We start from the raw sequence: 15,102 nt of genomic DNA on the forward strand, positions 1-15,102 counted from the left end.
GCCGGACTTACCGGGCTGCGCGCAGCCTGCCCATCACGGCAGCCCACAGCGGGCCGCCGAACACATTCACCACCAGCCCCGCCATCAAGAGCCCTGCGCCAGCAAAATGCACGGGCAGCAACTGCTCGCCGAACGCCACCCAGCCGGTGGTCAGACCCACCACGGGCACCAGCAGGGTGAAGGGCGCTACGCGGTTCACGGGGTAGCGCGACATGAGGTACGTCCAAAGCCCAAAACCTAGCAGCGTTGAGATCCACGCGATGTACGCCACGGCGGCCATGGATTTCAGCGACAGGTGCTGCACCGCAGCCCACACCGTAGCGGGGCCGTCGAGCAGCAGCGACAGCGCCACGAACGGCAGCGGTGCCACCACACTGGACCACACGATGAAGGCAAACTGGTTCATCGGCCCATAACGCCCCACTGCGCGGGTCACCAGGTTGCCGCAGCCCCACATCGCTGCAGCGGCTACCGTGAGCGCGAAGCCGGCCAGTGGCATCGAGGCCCCATGCGCGCTGCCAATCAGCACCAGCCCCACCCCTGCCAGAGCCAGACCGGCCACTTGGTTGCCTTGCCACTGCTCGCGCAGCAGCACCACGGCCAGCAGCAGCGTGAAGAACGACTGCGATTGCAGCACCAGTGATGCCAAGCCCGAAGGCATGCCGATGTGGATGGCTGTGAACAGCAGCGCAAACTGGGCCACGGCCATCGTCATGCCGTACAGCAGGTACAGGCGCAAGGGTACTTTGGGCGGCTTGACGAACAGCAGTGCTGGAAACGCCGCCAAGAGGTAGCGCAGCGCGCCCAGCAGCATGGGCGGCACATCGGCCACACCGACTTTGATGACCGCAAAGTTCAGCCCCCAGACGACGATGACAAGCAGGGCAAGGGCCAGGTCACGGGGGCGCAGAGCAGTGTTCATGCCCTGCATTTTGCTGGATCACCGGGCGGTCAGCCGTGCGTTTCAGGACCGTCCTGGTGCAAAAACGGACAAACCGGCGGAGCCTGGGGCGTTACGACGATTCGACGGCGAAGCCCAGCCCGGCGTTGGCCTGCAGTCGCGCGATCAGCTTGTCGCCCAGCGCAGGCGCCGTGGTCCAGATACCGCCGGGGGTGGTGGCAGCGTCTTGCAGCAGGCACACCGCCGCCTCGGCAATCATCTTGGAGGTGGATCCGTAGCCTGGGTCGCGGTCGCCCTTCACGCCCACGCGCAGGCTGTGGCCTTCGTTGTCGGTGCCGAGGAACAGCACGTCGTAGAAGCCGTTCTCGCGCTCCTCACGCGAGGGGCCTTCGCCGGGCTTGGGGCCTTGGTCGGAGCCGAGCGACTTGTCGCCCGCCACCGCGTTGGCGATGGCTTCACCCTTCTCGCCCGGGCCGGTGACCAGCATTTCGTCGTACACAAAGTCGGTGCCGTAGGCATGCTTGAGCAGCAGGTTGGAGCGGTGCACGTTGCGCGTGTTGATGGCCGCCATCACGAACGGTGCCACCCACACCCCATCGCCAAGGGCTTCGTCCACCATGGGCTTGTGGCCCGAGGGCTGGCGCGGGCCTTCAAACCCGGGCGTGAGCGAGAAGGGGTTTTTCAGCAGATCCATCACGCCGGGCTGGCTGGCAGCCGCGGCCATGGTGGCCTTGAGGCTGGCGGCAGTGCCGCCTGAGAAGGTGCCCTTCATCTTGCGCACCCGGCCGCGCACGCGGGGGGCAGCATGGCCAAAGCGCTGGGCAAATTCCTTTTGCAGCATGAACACGCCCAGGTCGAACGGGATGGAGTCAAACCCGCACGAGAACACGATGCGCGCGCCGCTGGCTTTGGCGGTGGCTTCGTGCGCGTCGATCATCTGGCGCATCCAGGCGGGCTCGCCGCACAGGTCCACGTAGTCCACACCGCTGGCGGCGCAGGCGGCCACCAGTTCGTTGCCATACAGCTGGTACGGGCCCACGGTGGTCAGCACAAGGCGCGTGGCGTTCATCAGTGCCTGCAGGCTGGCGGGGTTGGTGGTGTCGGTCACTACCAGGGGGGTGTCGGCCGGTGCGCCCAGCTCGTCGCGCACGGCGGCGAGCTTGTCGGCATTGCGCCCGCCCATGGCCCAGCGCAGGCCGCTGCCTGCGGGGTAGCGTTGCAGCAGGTATTCAACGACCAGGCGGCCGGTAAAGCCGGTGGCACCGTGGACGACCAGATCAAAAGGCTTGTTCATGCGGTTCAAACTCCAAAAAGCGCAGTGGCTGCCGGTGTTGTGCCAGGGGTGGCAGCGGGCCCGGCAGGCGGGTGGCGCATTGTCTGGGCGGGCAGGGCGGTTGTCTGTCGCATACGTGCGGGGCGGTGGAGGCCAGTTTTTGCCGCGCTGTCGCTTGAAAAGTATCGAATAACGGTACTTTTTGGCTGATGCGTGAGAACTGTGCTGTTCCGGGGGCGCGATGTGGGGCCACGGGCGGCACGATGCAGTCCGTGTTCAACCAAGGCCCCCTGCGGGCACCAACGCAATGTCTGCTTCTCCCATCGTTGTTCTTCGCGACACCCGTGCATGGCAAATGCAGGTCTGGATTTCCTTCGGCATCGCGGTGTTCCTGTGCGCCGTGGGGCTGGCCTGGTTGCCAGGCGCTGACCTGGAAAAAGTGTTCATGGTGATGGGCTACGTGTTCTGCCTTTCGGCCACGTTCATGCTGTCCAAGTTTGTGCGTGACAACCAGAGCGCCCGGCGTGGCGCGGGCGACACCCCGCTGTGGAAGCTGGTGGTGTGGGGCGGCTTTGCGGTGGCCATGGGGCTCACCGGCTGGGGCCTGGTGGGCATGGAGATCAACGTCACCTACAAGGCCTTTTTGGGTGTGAGCTGGCTGTACCTCATCACTTCGGCCTTCACGCTGGCCAAGATGCTGCGCGACCGCTACGAGGCCGACCTGATGGAAGCCCGCCTACAGGGCCGGCGCGAAGCGGCCCAAGCCGCAGCCCAGAGCGCTGATTGAGCGCCTGAGCCCAGCTTCCCCCCTTTTTGTTCTGATTGCTAAGGAGTCATTCATGCGTATTGCATTGTTGAAAAAAGCCGTAGCAGGCCTGTGTGTGGCCGCCGGTGTGTGGGGTTCGCTGGCCGCAGCGCCAGCCCATGCGCACAGCGAAGCCTCCGCCGCGCTGTCTTTGTTGCCAGTGGCGTCGGTGGTGGGCGTGGCGGGTGCAGGCTCGGCGGTGGCCGGTGCTGCCGTGGCCCTGCCGGTGGCGTTGTCGGCCACGGGTGCTGTTCTTTCGGTGAAAGCGGTGGAAGGCTCGGCCATCGGCACCGTCTATTTGCTGGAGCGCGCGTCAGACGGCGCGCAGGTGAGTGTGGAGGTGGCCGGGCGCGGCGTGGGCGCATCCGTCCATGCCGTGGGCACGGTGGTGACCTGCAGTGTCATCGGCACCGGGGTGATTCTGTCGGTAGCGGGCGAGGCCTTGGCCTTTGTGCCCAATGCCCTGGGTCGTGCCTTGCTGCACAACGAACGCCTGTGATGATGAAGTACATCCCTCTGAGCCGCTGCGCGGCTTCTCCCTTCTCTCGCGCTGCGCGCGGGAAGGGAGACGATGCCCTCGCTGCGGGGCGGCCCTTGCTTGGCATCCCTCGCTTGGTTCGCGCACCTTGGATGTGCTGCGGGTTTGCGACGCTGGCGGTCGCCGCAGTGTTGGTATCGGCCCCCGCCCACGCGGGTCGATCGTGCGAGGCGAAAAAGCCCACGCCCCAGGTGGTGGAGCGCGGCATGGCGCTGGCGGCGCAGACCTCGCAAGCGCTGGACGCCGAGCACGCGCGCAGCGGCGCCAAGGTGGTGCTGCTTGGCCGTGCCGGGCAAGACCTGGGCAAGTACGGCCTGCGCTATTCGCACCTGGGCTGGGCTTACAAAACGCCCGAAGGCCCGTGGCGCGTGACGCACAAACTCAACGACTGCGGCACGGCCCTGGGCCATGTGTACCGGCAGGGCCTGGGCGAGTTTTTTCTGGACGACCTGTGGCGTTTTGAAGCCGTGGTGGCCGTGCCCAGCGCCGCCGTGCAGGCGCAGCTGTGGCCCGTGCTGGCAGACAACGTGCGGGCCAAGGCGCTGCACACGCCGCACTACAGCATGGTCAGCTACGTGTGGGGGCAGAAGTACCAGCAGTCCAACCAGTGGGCGATTGAGACGCTGGCTGCGGCGATGGAGCCCGCCACCATCCGCACCCGCGAGCAGGCCCAGGCCTGGCTGCGGTTCAAGGGCTATGAGCCCACCACCCTGCGGCTGGGTCCGCTGACCCGGCTAGGCGGGCGCGTGGGATCTGCCAACATCGCGTTTGACGACCACCCCAGCGACAAGCGCTATTCGGACCGCATCGAGACCGTGACGGTGGATTCGGTGCTGGCCTGGATGCAGCGCACCCAGCTGGCGGCGGCCCCCTTCACGGTGCTGTATCAGAAGCAATGAGAAAAAATGGCTTATAGCGCTTGTCTGGTAAGCGCTGTAAGCTATAAAAAAAATAGCAACTATCAACGGGAGAAGCAACCATGAGCAAAGCCTTGCGTTTGTCAGAGAAGTGGTTTCGGCGTGGTCTGTGGCTGGTGGCGGTGGTGTTCGCCAGCTTTTTGATTGGCCTGGGCGGCACCATCGTGGGCGATCTGCCCAAGGTGGAACGCCCGCTGCAGGTCGATGATTTTCTCGACAAGGCCCAGGCCCGCGCGCTGCGCGACACCATCCGCGCCCAGCGCGACGCCGAGCAGGACGCGCAGACTGCGCTGGAACAGGCGCAACTGCAGCACCGCAAGGCCATCAGCGACAACCAGGCCGAGCGCGAAACCTTCAACAACTGGCTAGCCACCCGCCGCGTGACCGAGCGCGCCGACCACGACCCCGAGGTGCTGGAGCGCACGCGCAAGCTCGACCTGCTCAAACAGGCCGAACGCCAGGCCCTGCGCGCCGTAGAGGCCCAGCAGCAGGCCGCGCTGGACGCCCGCCAGACGGCAGCCGCCACGCAAAGGCAGCTGAGCGATCTGGAGGCTGAGGGCTACACCCGCCTGCAGCAAGAGCTCCGCAAGCTGGAGCTGCGCGTGTTCCTGTACCGCCTGGCGCTCACGCTGCCTCTGCTCGTGGCCGCAGGCTGGCTGTTTGCCAAAAAGCGCCACAGCACCTACTGGCCGTTTGTGTGGGGCTTCATCTTCTTTGCGCTGTTTGCCTTCTTCGTCGAGCTGGTGCCCTACCTGCCCAGCTACGGCGGCTATGTGCGCTATGTGGTGGGCATTGGCATCACGGTGCTGGTGGGGCGCTATGCCATCCTGGCGCTCAACCGTTACCTGGAGCGCCAGAAGCTGGCCGAAGCCATGCCCGATGCCCAGCGCCGCGAAGAACTGAGCTACGACGTGGCCCTGGCGCGTCTGGCCAAGAACGTGTGCCCCGGCTGCGAGCGCCCGGTGGACCTGAAGAACGAAACCATCGACTTCTGCCCCCACTGCGGCATTGGCCTGTTTGACCGGTGCGGTCAGTGCACCACCCGCAAGAGCGCTTTTGCCCACTTTTGCCACGCCTGTGGCACCAGCGCCAAGCTGCGCCTGGCCAGCGAGGCCTGACGAGGTGACGGTGCACACCGTGCGAACCAGGGCCGGTTTGAGGGTCAAAAGCGCTGTAAGCCTAAGGGGGATAAGCGCTGCCAGCTATGAAAAATATAGTGATCGGTTGAATCTTTTGCGCGGTGTGCGGCGGGAGCCTTCGCCATGAACATGGAATTTGCCACGGCAGCGCAGGTGCAGGAAGGCTTCGGCACAGGCTTGACCGCCATGCTCATCGCCGTGTCGGCCATGGCCATCGCGGCCTACGCAGGGGGCCGCCATTTGGCCACGCCGCTGCGCTTGCGCTGGGTGGCTGTGGGGTACGCGCTGGCCCTGTGCCTGGCCGTGGGCACGGTGTATGTCAGCACCTGGGGCCGGTTCGTGCATTTGCAGGTGAATGGGGCGGGGCTGGAGCTGCGCTACGCCGGCTCGTGGCAACTGCCGGTGCGCGTGCCGCGAGACCAGGTGCAGACCGTGCTGGTGGGCTGGGGCAAGCCCGGCCGGCCCTGCTATCTGCGCGTGGTGCTGCGCGATGGCGCCAGCCACCGCAGTGCCGAACTGCCTGCGCCCGCGAGCCAGTGCCGCGTGCTGCAGGCCCAGGTGCTCGGGGCCCTCTGATACGGGTGTGCCTTTAGAGCGGCTAACAAAACTCAGCGAAGCGGTTCTGGCTAGGCGCCGCGTCGCAGGCAGTACGCGTAGTACGACAAGACGCGGCAACGACGCCAGAAGAGTTTTGTTAGCCGCTCTTAGCCGTGTTGCGTCGTCGGTTCGCCTGGTCTGCGGCTGCCCGCCCGATGATCTGGCTGAATGCAAGGCCGCATGAAGGCAGCGTGCGCTGTTTAAATCAAAATGGCCTCTAAGGCAATCAGGGTAAGCGCCAGCAGCTATGTTTTGCATAGCAAATCAGGGCCCATGCGCTACACCAGATCGCGCAGCGCCTGCTCCAGCGTGGGGTACTTGAAGGCAAAGCCCTGCTGCTGCAGCCGCGCAGGCACCACGTTTTGCCCATCGACAAACAACTGGGCCATTTCGCCCATGGCCCAGCGCAGCGGCGTTGCGGGCACCGGCAGCCACACGGGGCGGCGCAGCAGCTTGCCTGCGGTGGCTACAAAGGTGGCCTGTGCAATGGGTTCGGGGGCGGTGGCGTTGTAGATGCCGTGCATCTGCGGGTCGCGCAGCGCTGCGTGGATGAGCGCCAGCACATCGTCGCGGTGAATCCAGCTCATCACCTGCTGGCCGCTGCCCATGCGCCCGCCCACACCCAGGCGAATCGGCAGCAGCAGGGGCGGCAATGCGCCGCCGGGGCCCAGCACCACGCCCAGGCGCAGCACCACCTGGCGCACGCCCAGCGCCTGGGCCTTGGCTGCAGCCGCTTCCCAGCGCACGCACAGTTCGGACATGAAGCCGCCACCTGCGGCACTGGTTTCGGTCAGCACTTCGTGCGGGGGGCGCACGCCATAAAAGCCGATGGCCGAGGCCTGCACCCACACCGCGGGGCGGTGCGTGGTGCGTTGCAGCCAGGCCAGCAAGGATTCGGTGACGCCCACGCGGCTGTCCAGCAGCACCTGCCGCCGCCCAGCCGTCCACGGCGGGCCCACCACGGGGGCGCCTGCCAGGTTCACGATGGCATCAAAGCGGGCATCGGAAGGCAGGTCGTTGGCGCTGCGCACGGCCTGCACGCGGCCCTGAAACAAGGTTTGGGCGCTGGCGGGCTTGCGGCTGAGCACCGTGACGCTGTGGCCGGTGGCCAGCAGCTGCTGGACCAGCGCGGAGCCGATGAAGCCGGTGCCGCCGGTGACCAGCACATGCATGGCGGGGGAGGCGGGAGAAACGGGCGAAACGGGAGAAGGCGAAACAGTCACAGCTGCGTGCTCCAGTGGGTGAACTCCAGCAGCCGCATTATGGTTTCGGGGGCGGGGCACTGCTGCCCAGGGGGATTGGGGGCCCCGGGGTCCGGGGCCGGGCTTACACGCCCCGGGCCCGGTCGGCCTTGAACTGGGCGCGGAACTGGCTGAAGGTGCCCGCGTCCAGCGCCTCGCGCACTTCGCGCATCAGGTTCAGGTAGTAGTGCAGGTTGTGGATGGTGGTGAGCATGGGGCCCAGCATTTCGCCACAGCGGTCCAGGTGGTGCAGGTAGGCACGCGAGAAGCCGCCGCGCCCGCCCTGGTCCCACGCCACGCCGTCCTTGCCCGCGCAGGCGTGGCAGGTGCAGCTGGTATCGAGCGGCTGGTGGTCGGCCTTGTGGCGGGCGTTGCGGATCTTCAGGTCGCCGTAGCGGGTGAAGATGGTGCCGTTGCGTGCGTTGCGCGTGGGCATCACGCAGTCGAACATGTCCACGCCTTCGGCCACGCCCTGCACCAGGTCTTCGGGCGTGCCCACGCCCATCAGGTAGCGCGGCTTGTGGGCCGGCAGGCGGTGGGGCGTGTGGGCCATGATGTCCAGCATCTCGTCCTTGGGCTCACCCACGCTCACGCCGCCCACGGCGTAGCCGGGGAAGTCCATGGCCACCAGGGCTTCGAGCGATTCCTGGCGCAGGTTTTTGTACATGCCGCCCTGCACGATGCCGAAGAGGGCATTGGGGTTGCCCAGGCGCTCGAACTCGTCCTTGGATCGCTTGGCCCAGCGCAGGCTCATCTCCATGGACTTGCGCGCCTCGGCCTCGGTGGTGAGATGCCCCTTGGTCTCGTACGGGGTGCACTCGTCGAGCTGCATCACGATGTCGGAGTTGAGCGTGGTCTGGATCTGCATGCTCACCTCGGGCGACATGAAGAGCTTGTCGCCATTGACGGGGCTGGCAAAGTGCACGCCTTCTTCGGTGATCTTGCGCATGGCGCCTAGGCTCCACACCTGAAAGCCGCCCGAGTCGGTGAGGATGGGCTTGTCCCACTTCTCAAAGCCGTGCAGGCCGCCAAAGCTCTGCATCACGTCCAGGCCGGGGCGCATCCACAGGTGAAAGGTGTTGCCCAGAATGATCTGCGCGCCCATGTCGTGCAGGCTTTGCGGCATCACGCCCTTGACGGTGCCATAGGTGCCCACGGGCATGAAGATGGGGGTCTGCACCACGCCGTGGTTGAGCGTGAGCTTGCCGCGCCGTGCGTGGCTGGAGGGGTCGGTTTTGAGAAGGTCGAACTGAAGCATGGGCGGGATTGTCCCAGACACCGCCCGGGCCTGTTTTTGGAGGACCTTTGCGCAAGGTGCTGGTGCAGCCAGCAGGGGTGACTACACTGGTCTGGTCAGTAACCCGCAAGGAGAACAACATGCTCAAGATTCTGGTGGCCGTGGATGGTTCGGAGTTGTCGCTCGACGGTGTGCGGCACACGCTGCAATGGCTGCAGCAGGGGCTGCAGGCCACGGTGGTGCTGGCCCATGTGCAAGAGCCCGCATCGCTGTACGAGCTGGTGACCAGCCGGGACCCCGACCTGATCGCTGCAGCCAGCGTGGAGGCTGGCGAACACCTGCTGGCGCCCGCCCGGGCCTTGCTGGATGCGGCCGGTGTGGCCTATGAAACCGACATTGGCCTGGGCGACCCCGCCCACACGCTGGTGGACATGGCCGAGCGCAATGGTGCAGACATGGTGGTCATCGGCGCCAAGGGCCATGGGGCGCTCAGCAGTGCGCTGCTGGGCTCGGTGTCGCAAGAGGTGGCGCGTGCCTGTGCGGTGCCGGTCACCATCGTCAAGCATCTGCAGGATGCGGTGGTGGACGGTGACGTGGAGGGCGATGACTGATTGCAAGTCAGCGCACTGCCAAAGAAAAAAGGCCGCGTTGCGGCCTTTTTGCATGGTGGGGCGCTTGCCCCCTTTCAATCCAGCGAAATCTTCTGCTCGCGAATCAGTTGGTGCCAGCGCTGCACTTCGGTGCGGATCAGCTCGGCATATTGCTGGGGCGTGCTGCCCACGGGCTCAATGCCGAAATCAATCAGCTTTTGGCGGATGGCTGGCTGCTGGATGGCCGTGGCCACCTGCTTTTGCAGGGCGGCCACCGTGTCGGCTGGCGTGTTGGCAGGGGCAACGATGCCCACCTGGGCCGAGGCTTCCACGCCCTTGAAGCCCAGTTCGGCAAAGGTGGGCACGTCAGGCAACTGGGGCAGGCGGGTGAGGTTGGCCACCGCCAGCGGGCGCACCTTGCCGCCCTTGATGAAGCCCGCGCCGGCTGCCAGGTCCACCATCATGGCGGCCACTTGCCCGCCGGCCAGGTCGGTGAGGGCGGGGGCCGCGCCGCGGTAGGGGATGTGCACCATGTGCAGACCGCCTTGCACCTTGAGCAGCTCCATGGCCAGGTGGTGCGGGCTGCCCGCACCGGCCGAGCCGTAGCTGATCTTCCCGGGGGCGGCCTTGGCCTTGGCCACGAAGTCCTTGGCGTCCTTGACGTCAGAGTTCGGGCCCACCACCAGGATCATGGGGAAGCGCCCCATCAGCGTGACGGGGGTCAGGTCTTTTTCGGGGTTGTAGGTGAGTTTGGAGTACAGCGCGGTGTTGAAGACCATGGTGCCGTTGTCGGCCGATAAGATCGTGTAGCCGTCTGCCGCCGAGCGGGCCACTTCTGACGCTGCAATGGCGGTGTTGCCGCCGGGTTTGTTGTCCACCGTCACGGGCTGGCTGATCTGCTGCGACAGCTGCTGGCCGATGGTGCGCGCCAAAAAGTCCGAGCCACCGCCCGCAGGGTAGGGCACTACCCAGCGAATGGGCTTGGCAGGGTAGCTCTGGGCGTGGGCGGCCACGGTTCCCCCCAGCAGGGCGATGGCAGTGATCAGGCCGGTGGCGCAGCGGCGGTTCAGCATGTTGGCTCCTTGAATGGATTTATTGTTTGCATTGATATTACGCAATGCGTAATCATTCAGTCGTGATAACCCTGTGATCTGGATCATGGAAAACTCCTCCTCCCTCCCGTTAGACGGCGGCAAGCGCCGCCAACGCGTGCAGTCGGCCGAAACCGGCATGACCATCCTGAAAGCGCTGGCGCGGCTGGGGGGCGCGGCCAGCCTCACGGCCATTGCGGCCGAAGCGGGCGAAAACGCCGCCAAGGTGCACCGCTATCTGTCCAGCCTCACCTCCGAGGGGCTGGTGGCGCAGCACCCCGCCACGCAGCACTACCACCTGGGGCCCGAGGCGGTGCGCATTGGCCTGGCAGCCCTGCGCCAGTGCGACCCGGTGCGCATGGGCGAAAGCGCCTTGCTGCGACTGCGGGAATCGCTGCGGGTGACCTGTTTCATCGCTGTCATGGGCAACATGGGCCCCACAGTGATGCGCATGGAAGAGCCCTCGCTGCCGGTCACCGTCAACATCCGCCCCGGCTCGGTGCTGCCCCTGCTGTGGTCTGCGTCGGGGCAGGCGTTCCTGGCCTTTTCAGACGATGAAACCTTGCAGGCCACGGCCCGGGCCGAGTACGAGGCAGCCACGCCCGAGCAACGCTCACTGGTGGGCGGCAGCGACCCGGTGCAGGGGCTGCGCCAGCAGGTGCTTGGCCAGGGCTGCGCCATCGTGCGCGACACGCTGCTGGCAGGCATCAGCGCGGTGGCAGCCCCGGTGTTCGATGCCCGGGGCCATGTGGCGGCGGTGCTCACGGCGCTGGGTGCCAGCAACGGCTTTGACGCCCGCCCTGGCGGAAGCATCTGCCCCCGGGTGGTGGAAGAAGCGGCCGCCATCAGCGCCGCCATGGGGTACGCACCGCCTGCCTGAGCGGTTGAACTCCGCGCTGGCGGGCTGGATGGGTGGTTGTCGAAGGGAAATTACGCATTGCGTAAATTGATTTCGGTTAATACCATCTGCTCCATGACAGCTCCGACACCAGCCACCAACGCCACCTCTTCGGCCCTTCCATCTGCCCCCGCCATGGGGCGCTGCCCTGTGGACCACCGCAGTTTTGCCCAGGCCGCAGCGCCTGGGGGCTGCCCGGTCAGTGCCAACGCGGCGGCGTTCAACCCCTTTGAGCCCGCCTACATGCAGGCGCCTGCCGAGTACCTGCGCTGGGCGCGCGAGCAAGAGCCCGTGTTTTTCAGCCCGCAGCTGGGTTACTGGGTGGTCACGCGCTATGAAGATGTAAAGGCTGTGTTCCGCGACAACTTGCTGTTCTCGCCCTCCATCGCGCTCGAAAAAATCACCCCGGCCACGCCCGAGGTGATGTCCATCCTGCAGCGCTACGGCTTTGCGATGAACCGCACCATGGTCAACGAGGACGAGCCCGACCACATGGAGCGCCGCCGCCTGCTGATGGACGCCTTCCTGCCCGAGCGCCTCATCACCCTGGAGCCCATGGTGCGCAACCTGGCGCGGCAGTACATGGACCGCTTCGTGAACCAGGGCCGCGCCGACCTGGTGGCGGAGATGTTCTACGAGATTCCGCTGAACATCGCCCTGAAGTTTCTGGGTGTGCCCGATGAAGGGGCCGAGCAGTTGCGGCAGTTTGCCGTGGCGCACACGCTCAACACCTGGGGCCGTCCCACGCCGCAGGAGCAGCTGAAGATTGCCGAGAACGTGGGCCGCTTCTGGCAGACCGCGCAGCAGATTCTGGACACCATGCGCGCCCAGCCCGACGGCGAGGGCTGGATGTACGAAACCATTCGCCAGCACCTCAAGCACCCCGACGTGGTGCCCGAGTCGTACCTGCGCTCGATGATGATGGCCATCCTGGCGGCGGCGCACGAAACCACCTCCAACGCCACGGCCAATGCGTTCCTCACGCTGCTGTCGCACCGCAAGGCGTGGGAAGACATCTGCGCCAACCCGGCGCTCATCCCCAACGCAGTGGAAGAATGCCTGCGCGTGGCAGGCTCCATCATCGCGTGGAGGCGCCAGGCCACCGCCGATGCCGTGGTGGGCGGCGTGCCCATCCCCAAGGGCAGCAAGCTGCTGCTGGTGCAGGCCTCGGCCAACTTCGACCCGCGCCATTTTGAAAACCCCGACGAGGTCGATGTGTACCGCGAAGCGGCGGTGGAGCACCTGACCTTTGGTTACGGCGCCCACCAGTGCATGGGCAAGAACATTGGCCGCCTGCAGATGCGCGTGTTTCTGGAGGAGTTTGTGCGCCGCCTGCCGCACATGCGCCTGGTGCAGGGGCAGCCGCTGGAATACCTCTCCAACACCTCGTTCCGTGGCCCAGCGCAGCTGTGGATGGAGTGGGACCCGGCCCGTAACCCCGAGCGCTTGCAAACCCATTCCGCGCCCGAGCAGGCGCCGTTCTACATCGGCCCGCCCGCCAAGGATTCGATCACCCGCACCGTGGTGCTGAAAGACAAGCAGCCCGAGGGCGACAGTGCCTTCCGCCTGGTGTTTGCCGACCCGCAGGGTGCCGCGCTGCCCGCATGGTCTGCCGGCGCGCATGTGGACGTGGTGGCCGGTGGCTTTCGCCGCAAATATTCGCTGTGCGGCGCGGCAGACGACCGCCAGCACCTGCAGGTCGTCATCCAGCGCGAGGCCGAGGGGCGCGGGGGCTCGCGCCACTTCTGCGACCAGTTGCAGCTTGGCGACACACTGCAACTGGCAGGCCCCAAGAACCTGTTCCGGCTGGATGAAACGGCCGACCACTACGTGCTGATTACCGCCGGCATCGGCATCACTCCCATGCTGGCCATGGCCGACCGGTTACAGCGCCTGGGCAAGCCCTATGCGCTGCACTACGCGGGCCGCAGCCGCGCCCAGATGGCCCTGCTGTCACGCGCGCTGCGCGACCATGGCCCGGCGCTCACCCTGCATGTGAAGGACGAGGGCGGGCGCATGCACCTGCCTACCGTGGTGGCGGGCGTGCAGGCCAATCACCGGGTGTACGCCTGCGGCCCCAACCGCTTGATTGACGAGCTGGAAGCCCTGGGCGCCCAGTGGCCCGAACAGGTGCTGCACTACGAGCACTTCAGCGGCGAAGGCTCGGGCCTGCAGCCCGACAAGGAGCATGCTTTTGTCGCCGTGCTGAAAGACTCTGGCCTGGAAGTGACGGTGCCCCCTGACCGCACCTTGCTGCAGGCACTGCAGGCGGCGGGGGTGGACGTGCCCTGCGACTGCGGCGAAGGCCTGTGCGGCACCTGCGAGGTGGCCGTGGTGTCTGGCGAGGTGGACCACCGCGACAAGGTGCTCACCAAGGCCGAGCGCGCCGCCAACACCCGTCTGCTGGCTTGCTGCTCGCGCGCGGCGGGGCAGAAGGTGGTGCTGGCGCTGTGAACGCCTGCGCCGGGCACAAAAAAAGGGAGCCGTATGGCTCAATGCCAGTCAGTTAAGAGCTGACTGGCATTTTTTCGTTGGGAATTTGGAAGCGCGTTTTTTGACGACCCTTGGGAAGCTGCGCCCAGTGCGGCGTGGCGGCAGCACGAAGTGTCGCGATTGCGCCAACAGGGCTGCCAACTGCTTGGGCAAGGTGCCGGCAGAGTCCAGGCTGGGGACCGCCAGCAAGTTCACGATGGCGTAGCTGGCTGTGTGGAAGCTGATGCGCTGGGGCTCGACCTGGACGTGCGCTGCCATCTCGCGCATCCAGCGGCGCAGCAGCGTGTAGGCGATCAGCACGCCCCACAGCTCCTGGCGCACCAGCGCGGGCTGCTTGCTGCGCAGCACCGGCTCACCCTCCTGCAGGGTCTGCTTGATCTCCCGGAACCCCAACTCGATCTCCCAACGCTGGCGGTAGAGCTCGGCCAGCTCCTGCGCCGGATGCGTGCGGGGACACAGCAAGGATGTGATGAAGCGGCGCAGCCGTCCACCCACGCTCACCTCGATCAGGCGTGCCTGCCAGTGGCTGGGCAGATGCGGGTGTGCCTTGCGCGCTTGTGGGGACACCGGCATGCGGATCAGCGCATCGCCGCGCGCCAGTTGCTGGACGATCTCATGGCGCAGATTGTCCCGCGCGCGCATCAACCAGTGGCGCTGCGTACCCGCAGCCTGCCAGTCCAACAGGAACGCGGCCGAGAAGTACGCCCGGTCGAACAGGGTCACGGAGTGATCCTCGCCGCGCAACTGCGCTGCCAGGCTCAATTCGCCGCAGTCCATGGCGCCGAGCTTGGCATCAAGCATCTCGTGGCTGTGTGTGTCCATCAGGCAAGTGGCGCGGATCTGCGGCCAGGGCGAGAGGCCATGCTGGTTGCTGCAGCTGCCCAGTTCGACTCGATTCTCAGGGGTGTCCGGCGCCGACCAGACCACACCATCCACAGCCAGTACGCGCAGTGGCTGGCGCACATTCACCGCAGGACGGCTCCAGGCTTGGGTCAGTAGAGCGAACAGCTCGGCCAGAGGCTCCTTGCCCAGGCGCTGGCGGGCTTGCACGCTGACGCTCGGTGCAGGCGGCGCTTGTCCATCCAGACTCAAATCCAGCTGCTGCACCACCTGCCACAGTGGCCGATCTCGAAACAGCGCCAGTCCGATCACAAGCCACACGGCATGCTCGGCAGGCAGCTTGCGCCGGCGGATGGAGGCCTTGCCGCTGGTCCCCAGCGCCTGTGCGATCCAGGTGGGGTCTATCAACGCGCTGAGCTGCTCGAGGCGATCAGGTACTCGGGGCAGGGTCTGGCGCAAGGCGTTTGCAAGCAGGCTCATCAAGCAAAAAAGGGAACGTGTTGAACACGTCCCCTTTTTACTGGATCAAGCCGCCTGCGGGC

14 protein-coding genes are annotated in these 15,102 nt (G+C 66.2%); 8 read left to right on the plus strand and 6 right to left on the minus strand.

Features of this window, described 5'->3' with window-relative positions; genetic code table 11:
• Nucleotides 1-7: 7 nt before the first annotated feature.
• Nucleotides 8-910, minus strand: coding sequence for an EamA family transporter (locus PQV96_RS02675; RefSeq protein WP_420482200.1), 903 nt, complete (start codon nucleotides 908-910; stop codon nucleotides 8-10).
• Nucleotides 911-1,013: 103 nt separating this feature from the next.
• Nucleotides 1,014-2,195 carry a saccharopine dehydrogenase family protein gene (locus PQV96_RS02680; protein ID WP_273624476.1) on the minus strand — a complete coding sequence of 394 codons (1,182 nt, stop codon included), beginning with the start codon at nucleotides 2,193-2,195 and terminating at the stop codon, nucleotides 1,014-1,016.
• Nucleotides 2,196-2,481: 286 nt separating this feature from the next.
• On the opposite strand from PQV96_RS02680, the gene PQV96_RS02685 reads away from it, so the two are divergent.
• The 5 genes from PQV96_RS02685 to PQV96_RS02705 all read left to right on the plus strand — a co-directional run bounded on the left by PQV96_RS02685 (nucleotide 2,482) and on the right by PQV96_RS02705 (nucleotide 6,149).
• Nucleotides 2,482-2,961 carry a YiaA/YiaB family inner membrane protein gene (locus PQV96_RS02685; RefSeq protein WP_207373391.1) on the plus strand — a complete coding sequence of 160 codons (480 nt, stop codon included), beginning with the start codon at nucleotides 2,482-2,484 and terminating at the stop codon, nucleotides 2,959-2,961.
• 52 nt (nucleotides 2,962-3,013) lie between these two features.
• Nucleotides 3,014-3,478, plus strand: a complete 465-nt coding sequence (locus PQV96_RS02690; RefSeq protein ID WP_156445073.1) for a hypothetical protein — start codon at nucleotides 3,014-3,016, stop codon at nucleotides 3,476-3,478.
• 131 nt (nucleotides 3,479-3,609) lie between these two features.
• Nucleotides 3,610-4,416, plus strand: a complete 807-nt coding sequence (locus PQV96_RS02695; RefSeq protein WP_242638050.1) for a DUF2145 domain-containing protein — start codon at nucleotides 3,610-3,612, stop codon at nucleotides 4,414-4,416.
• A gap of 80 nt (nucleotides 4,417-4,496) precedes the next feature.
• Complete coding sequence (locus tag PQV96_RS02700; protein ID WP_273624478.1) at nucleotides 4,497-5,552, plus strand: serine endopeptidase; 1,056 nt, start codon at nucleotides 4,497-4,499, stop codon at nucleotides 5,550-5,552.
• Nucleotides 5,553-5,696: 144 nt separating this feature from the next.
• Entirely contained in the window at nucleotides 5,697-6,149 is a 453-nt protein-coding gene (locus tag PQV96_RS02705; protein ID WP_273624479.1) for a hypothetical protein, read from the plus strand.
• A gap of 299 nt (nucleotides 6,150-6,448) precedes the next feature.
• Here PQV96_RS02705 and PQV96_RS02710 read toward each other — a convergent pair whose 3' ends face one another.
• Together PQV96_RS02710 and tgt are read right to left on the minus strand one after the other, a co-directional pair.
• Entirely contained in the window at nucleotides 6,449-7,342 is an 894-nt protein-coding gene (locus PQV96_RS02710; protein ID WP_273624480.1) for a TIGR01777 family oxidoreductase, read from the minus strand.
• Nucleotides 7,343-7,496: 154 nt separating this feature from the next.
• Nucleotides 7,497-8,669: a tRNA guanosine(34) transglycosylase Tgt gene (tgt, locus tag PQV96_RS02715; protein ID WP_067513174.1), complete on the minus strand. Its 1,173-nt coding sequence runs from the start codon at nucleotides 8,667-8,669 to the stop codon at nucleotides 7,497-7,499.
• A 119-nt stretch (nucleotides 8,670-8,788) separates the two neighbouring features.
• Here tgt and PQV96_RS02720 point away from each other — a divergent pair, with 119 nt between their 5' ends.
• Entirely contained in the window at nucleotides 8,789-9,259 is a 471-nt protein-coding gene (locus PQV96_RS02720; RefSeq protein WP_207373395.1) for a universal stress protein, read from the plus strand.
• Between the two features lie 74 nt (nucleotides 9,260-9,333).
• Here PQV96_RS02720 and PQV96_RS02725 read toward each other — a convergent pair whose 3' ends face one another.
• Nucleotides 9,334-10,311 (minus strand): Bug family tripartite tricarboxylate transporter substrate binding protein, encoded by a 978-nt coding sequence (locus PQV96_RS02725; protein ID WP_207373396.1) that lies wholly within the window; start codon nucleotides 10,309-10,311, stop codon nucleotides 9,334-9,336.
• A gap of 85 nt (nucleotides 10,312-10,396) precedes the next feature.
• On the opposite strand from PQV96_RS02725, the gene PQV96_RS02730 reads away from it, so the two are divergent.
• Together PQV96_RS02730 and PQV96_RS02735 are read left to right on the plus strand one after the other, a co-directional pair.
• Nucleotides 10,397-11,209: an IclR family transcriptional regulator gene (locus PQV96_RS02730; protein WP_242638044.1), complete on the plus strand. Its 813-nt coding sequence runs from the start codon at nucleotides 10,397-10,399 to the stop codon at nucleotides 11,207-11,209.
• Between the two features lie 93 nt (nucleotides 11,210-11,302).
• Nucleotides 11,303-13,681 (plus strand): cytochrome P450/oxidoreductase, encoded by a 2,379-nt coding sequence (locus PQV96_RS02735; protein WP_207373397.1) that lies wholly within the window; start codon nucleotides 11,303-11,305, stop codon nucleotides 13,679-13,681.
• Nucleotides 13,682-13,729: 48 nt separating this feature from the next.
• Here PQV96_RS02735 and PQV96_RS02740 read toward each other — a convergent pair whose 3' ends face one another.
• Nucleotides 13,730-15,040, minus strand: a complete 1,311-nt coding sequence (locus PQV96_RS02740) for an IS4 family transposase (protein WP_273624481.1) — start codon at nucleotides 15,038-15,040, stop codon at nucleotides 13,730-13,732.
• Nucleotides 15,041-15,102 lie beyond the last annotated feature (62 nt).

Origin of the sequence: Acidovorax temperans, assembly GCF_028596105.1 — a bacterium.
Classification (GTDB): Bacteria; Pseudomonadota; Gammaproteobacteria; order Burkholderiales; family Burkholderiaceae_C; genus Acidovorax; species Acidovorax temperans.

Bases quoted from the DNA above. Each gene is read 5' to 3' on its own strand.
- PQV96_RS02725 (WP_207373396.1), bottom strand. From the start codon at position 10,311: ATGCTGAACCGCCGCTGCGCCACCGGCCTGATCACTGCCATCGCCCTG.
- PQV96_RS02720 (WP_207373395.1), top strand. From the start codon at position 8,789: ATGCTCAAGATTCTGGTGGCCGTGGATGGTTCGGAGTTGTCGCTCGAC.
- PQV96_RS02705 (WP_273624479.1), top strand. From the start codon at position 5,697: ATGAACATGGAATTTGCCACGGCAGCGCAGGTGCAGGAAGGCTTCGGC.
- PQV96_RS02710 (WP_273624480.1), bottom strand. From the start codon at position 7,342: ATGCATGTGCTGGTCACCGGCGGCACCGGCTTCATCGGCTCCGCGCTG.
- PQV96_RS02700 (WP_273624478.1), top strand. From the start codon at position 4,497: ATGAGCAAAGCCTTGCGTTTGTCAGAGAAGTGGTTTCGGCGTGGTCTG.
- tgt (WP_067513174.1), bottom strand. From the start codon at position 8,669: ATGCTTCAGTTCGACCTTCTCAAAACCGACCCCTCCAGCCACGCACGG.
- PQV96_RS02730 (WP_242638044.1), top strand. From the start codon at position 10,397: ATGGAAAACTCCTCCTCCCTCCCGTTAGACGGCGGCAAGCGCCGCCAA.
- PQV96_RS02735 (WP_207373397.1), top strand. From the start codon at position 11,303: ATGACAGCTCCGACACCAGCCACCAACGCCACCTCTTCGGCCCTTCCA.
- PQV96_RS02740 (WP_273624481.1), bottom strand. From the start codon at position 15,040: ATGAGCCTGCTTGCAAACGCCTTGCGCCAGACCCTGCCCCGAGTACCT.
- PQV96_RS02680 (WP_273624476.1), bottom strand. From the start codon at position 2,195: ATGAACAAGCCTTTTGATCTGGTCGTCCACGGTGCCACCGGCTTTACC.
- PQV96_RS02695 (WP_242638050.1), top strand. From the start codon at position 3,610: ATGTGCTGCGGGTTTGCGACGCTGGCGGTCGCCGCAGTGTTGGTATCG.
- PQV96_RS02685 (WP_207373391.1), top strand. From the start codon at position 2,482: ATGTCTGCTTCTCCCATCGTTGTTCTTCGCGACACCCGTGCATGGCAA.
- PQV96_RS02690 (WP_156445073.1), top strand. From the start codon at position 3,014: ATGCGTATTGCATTGTTGAAAAAAGCCGTAGCAGGCCTGTGTGTGGCC.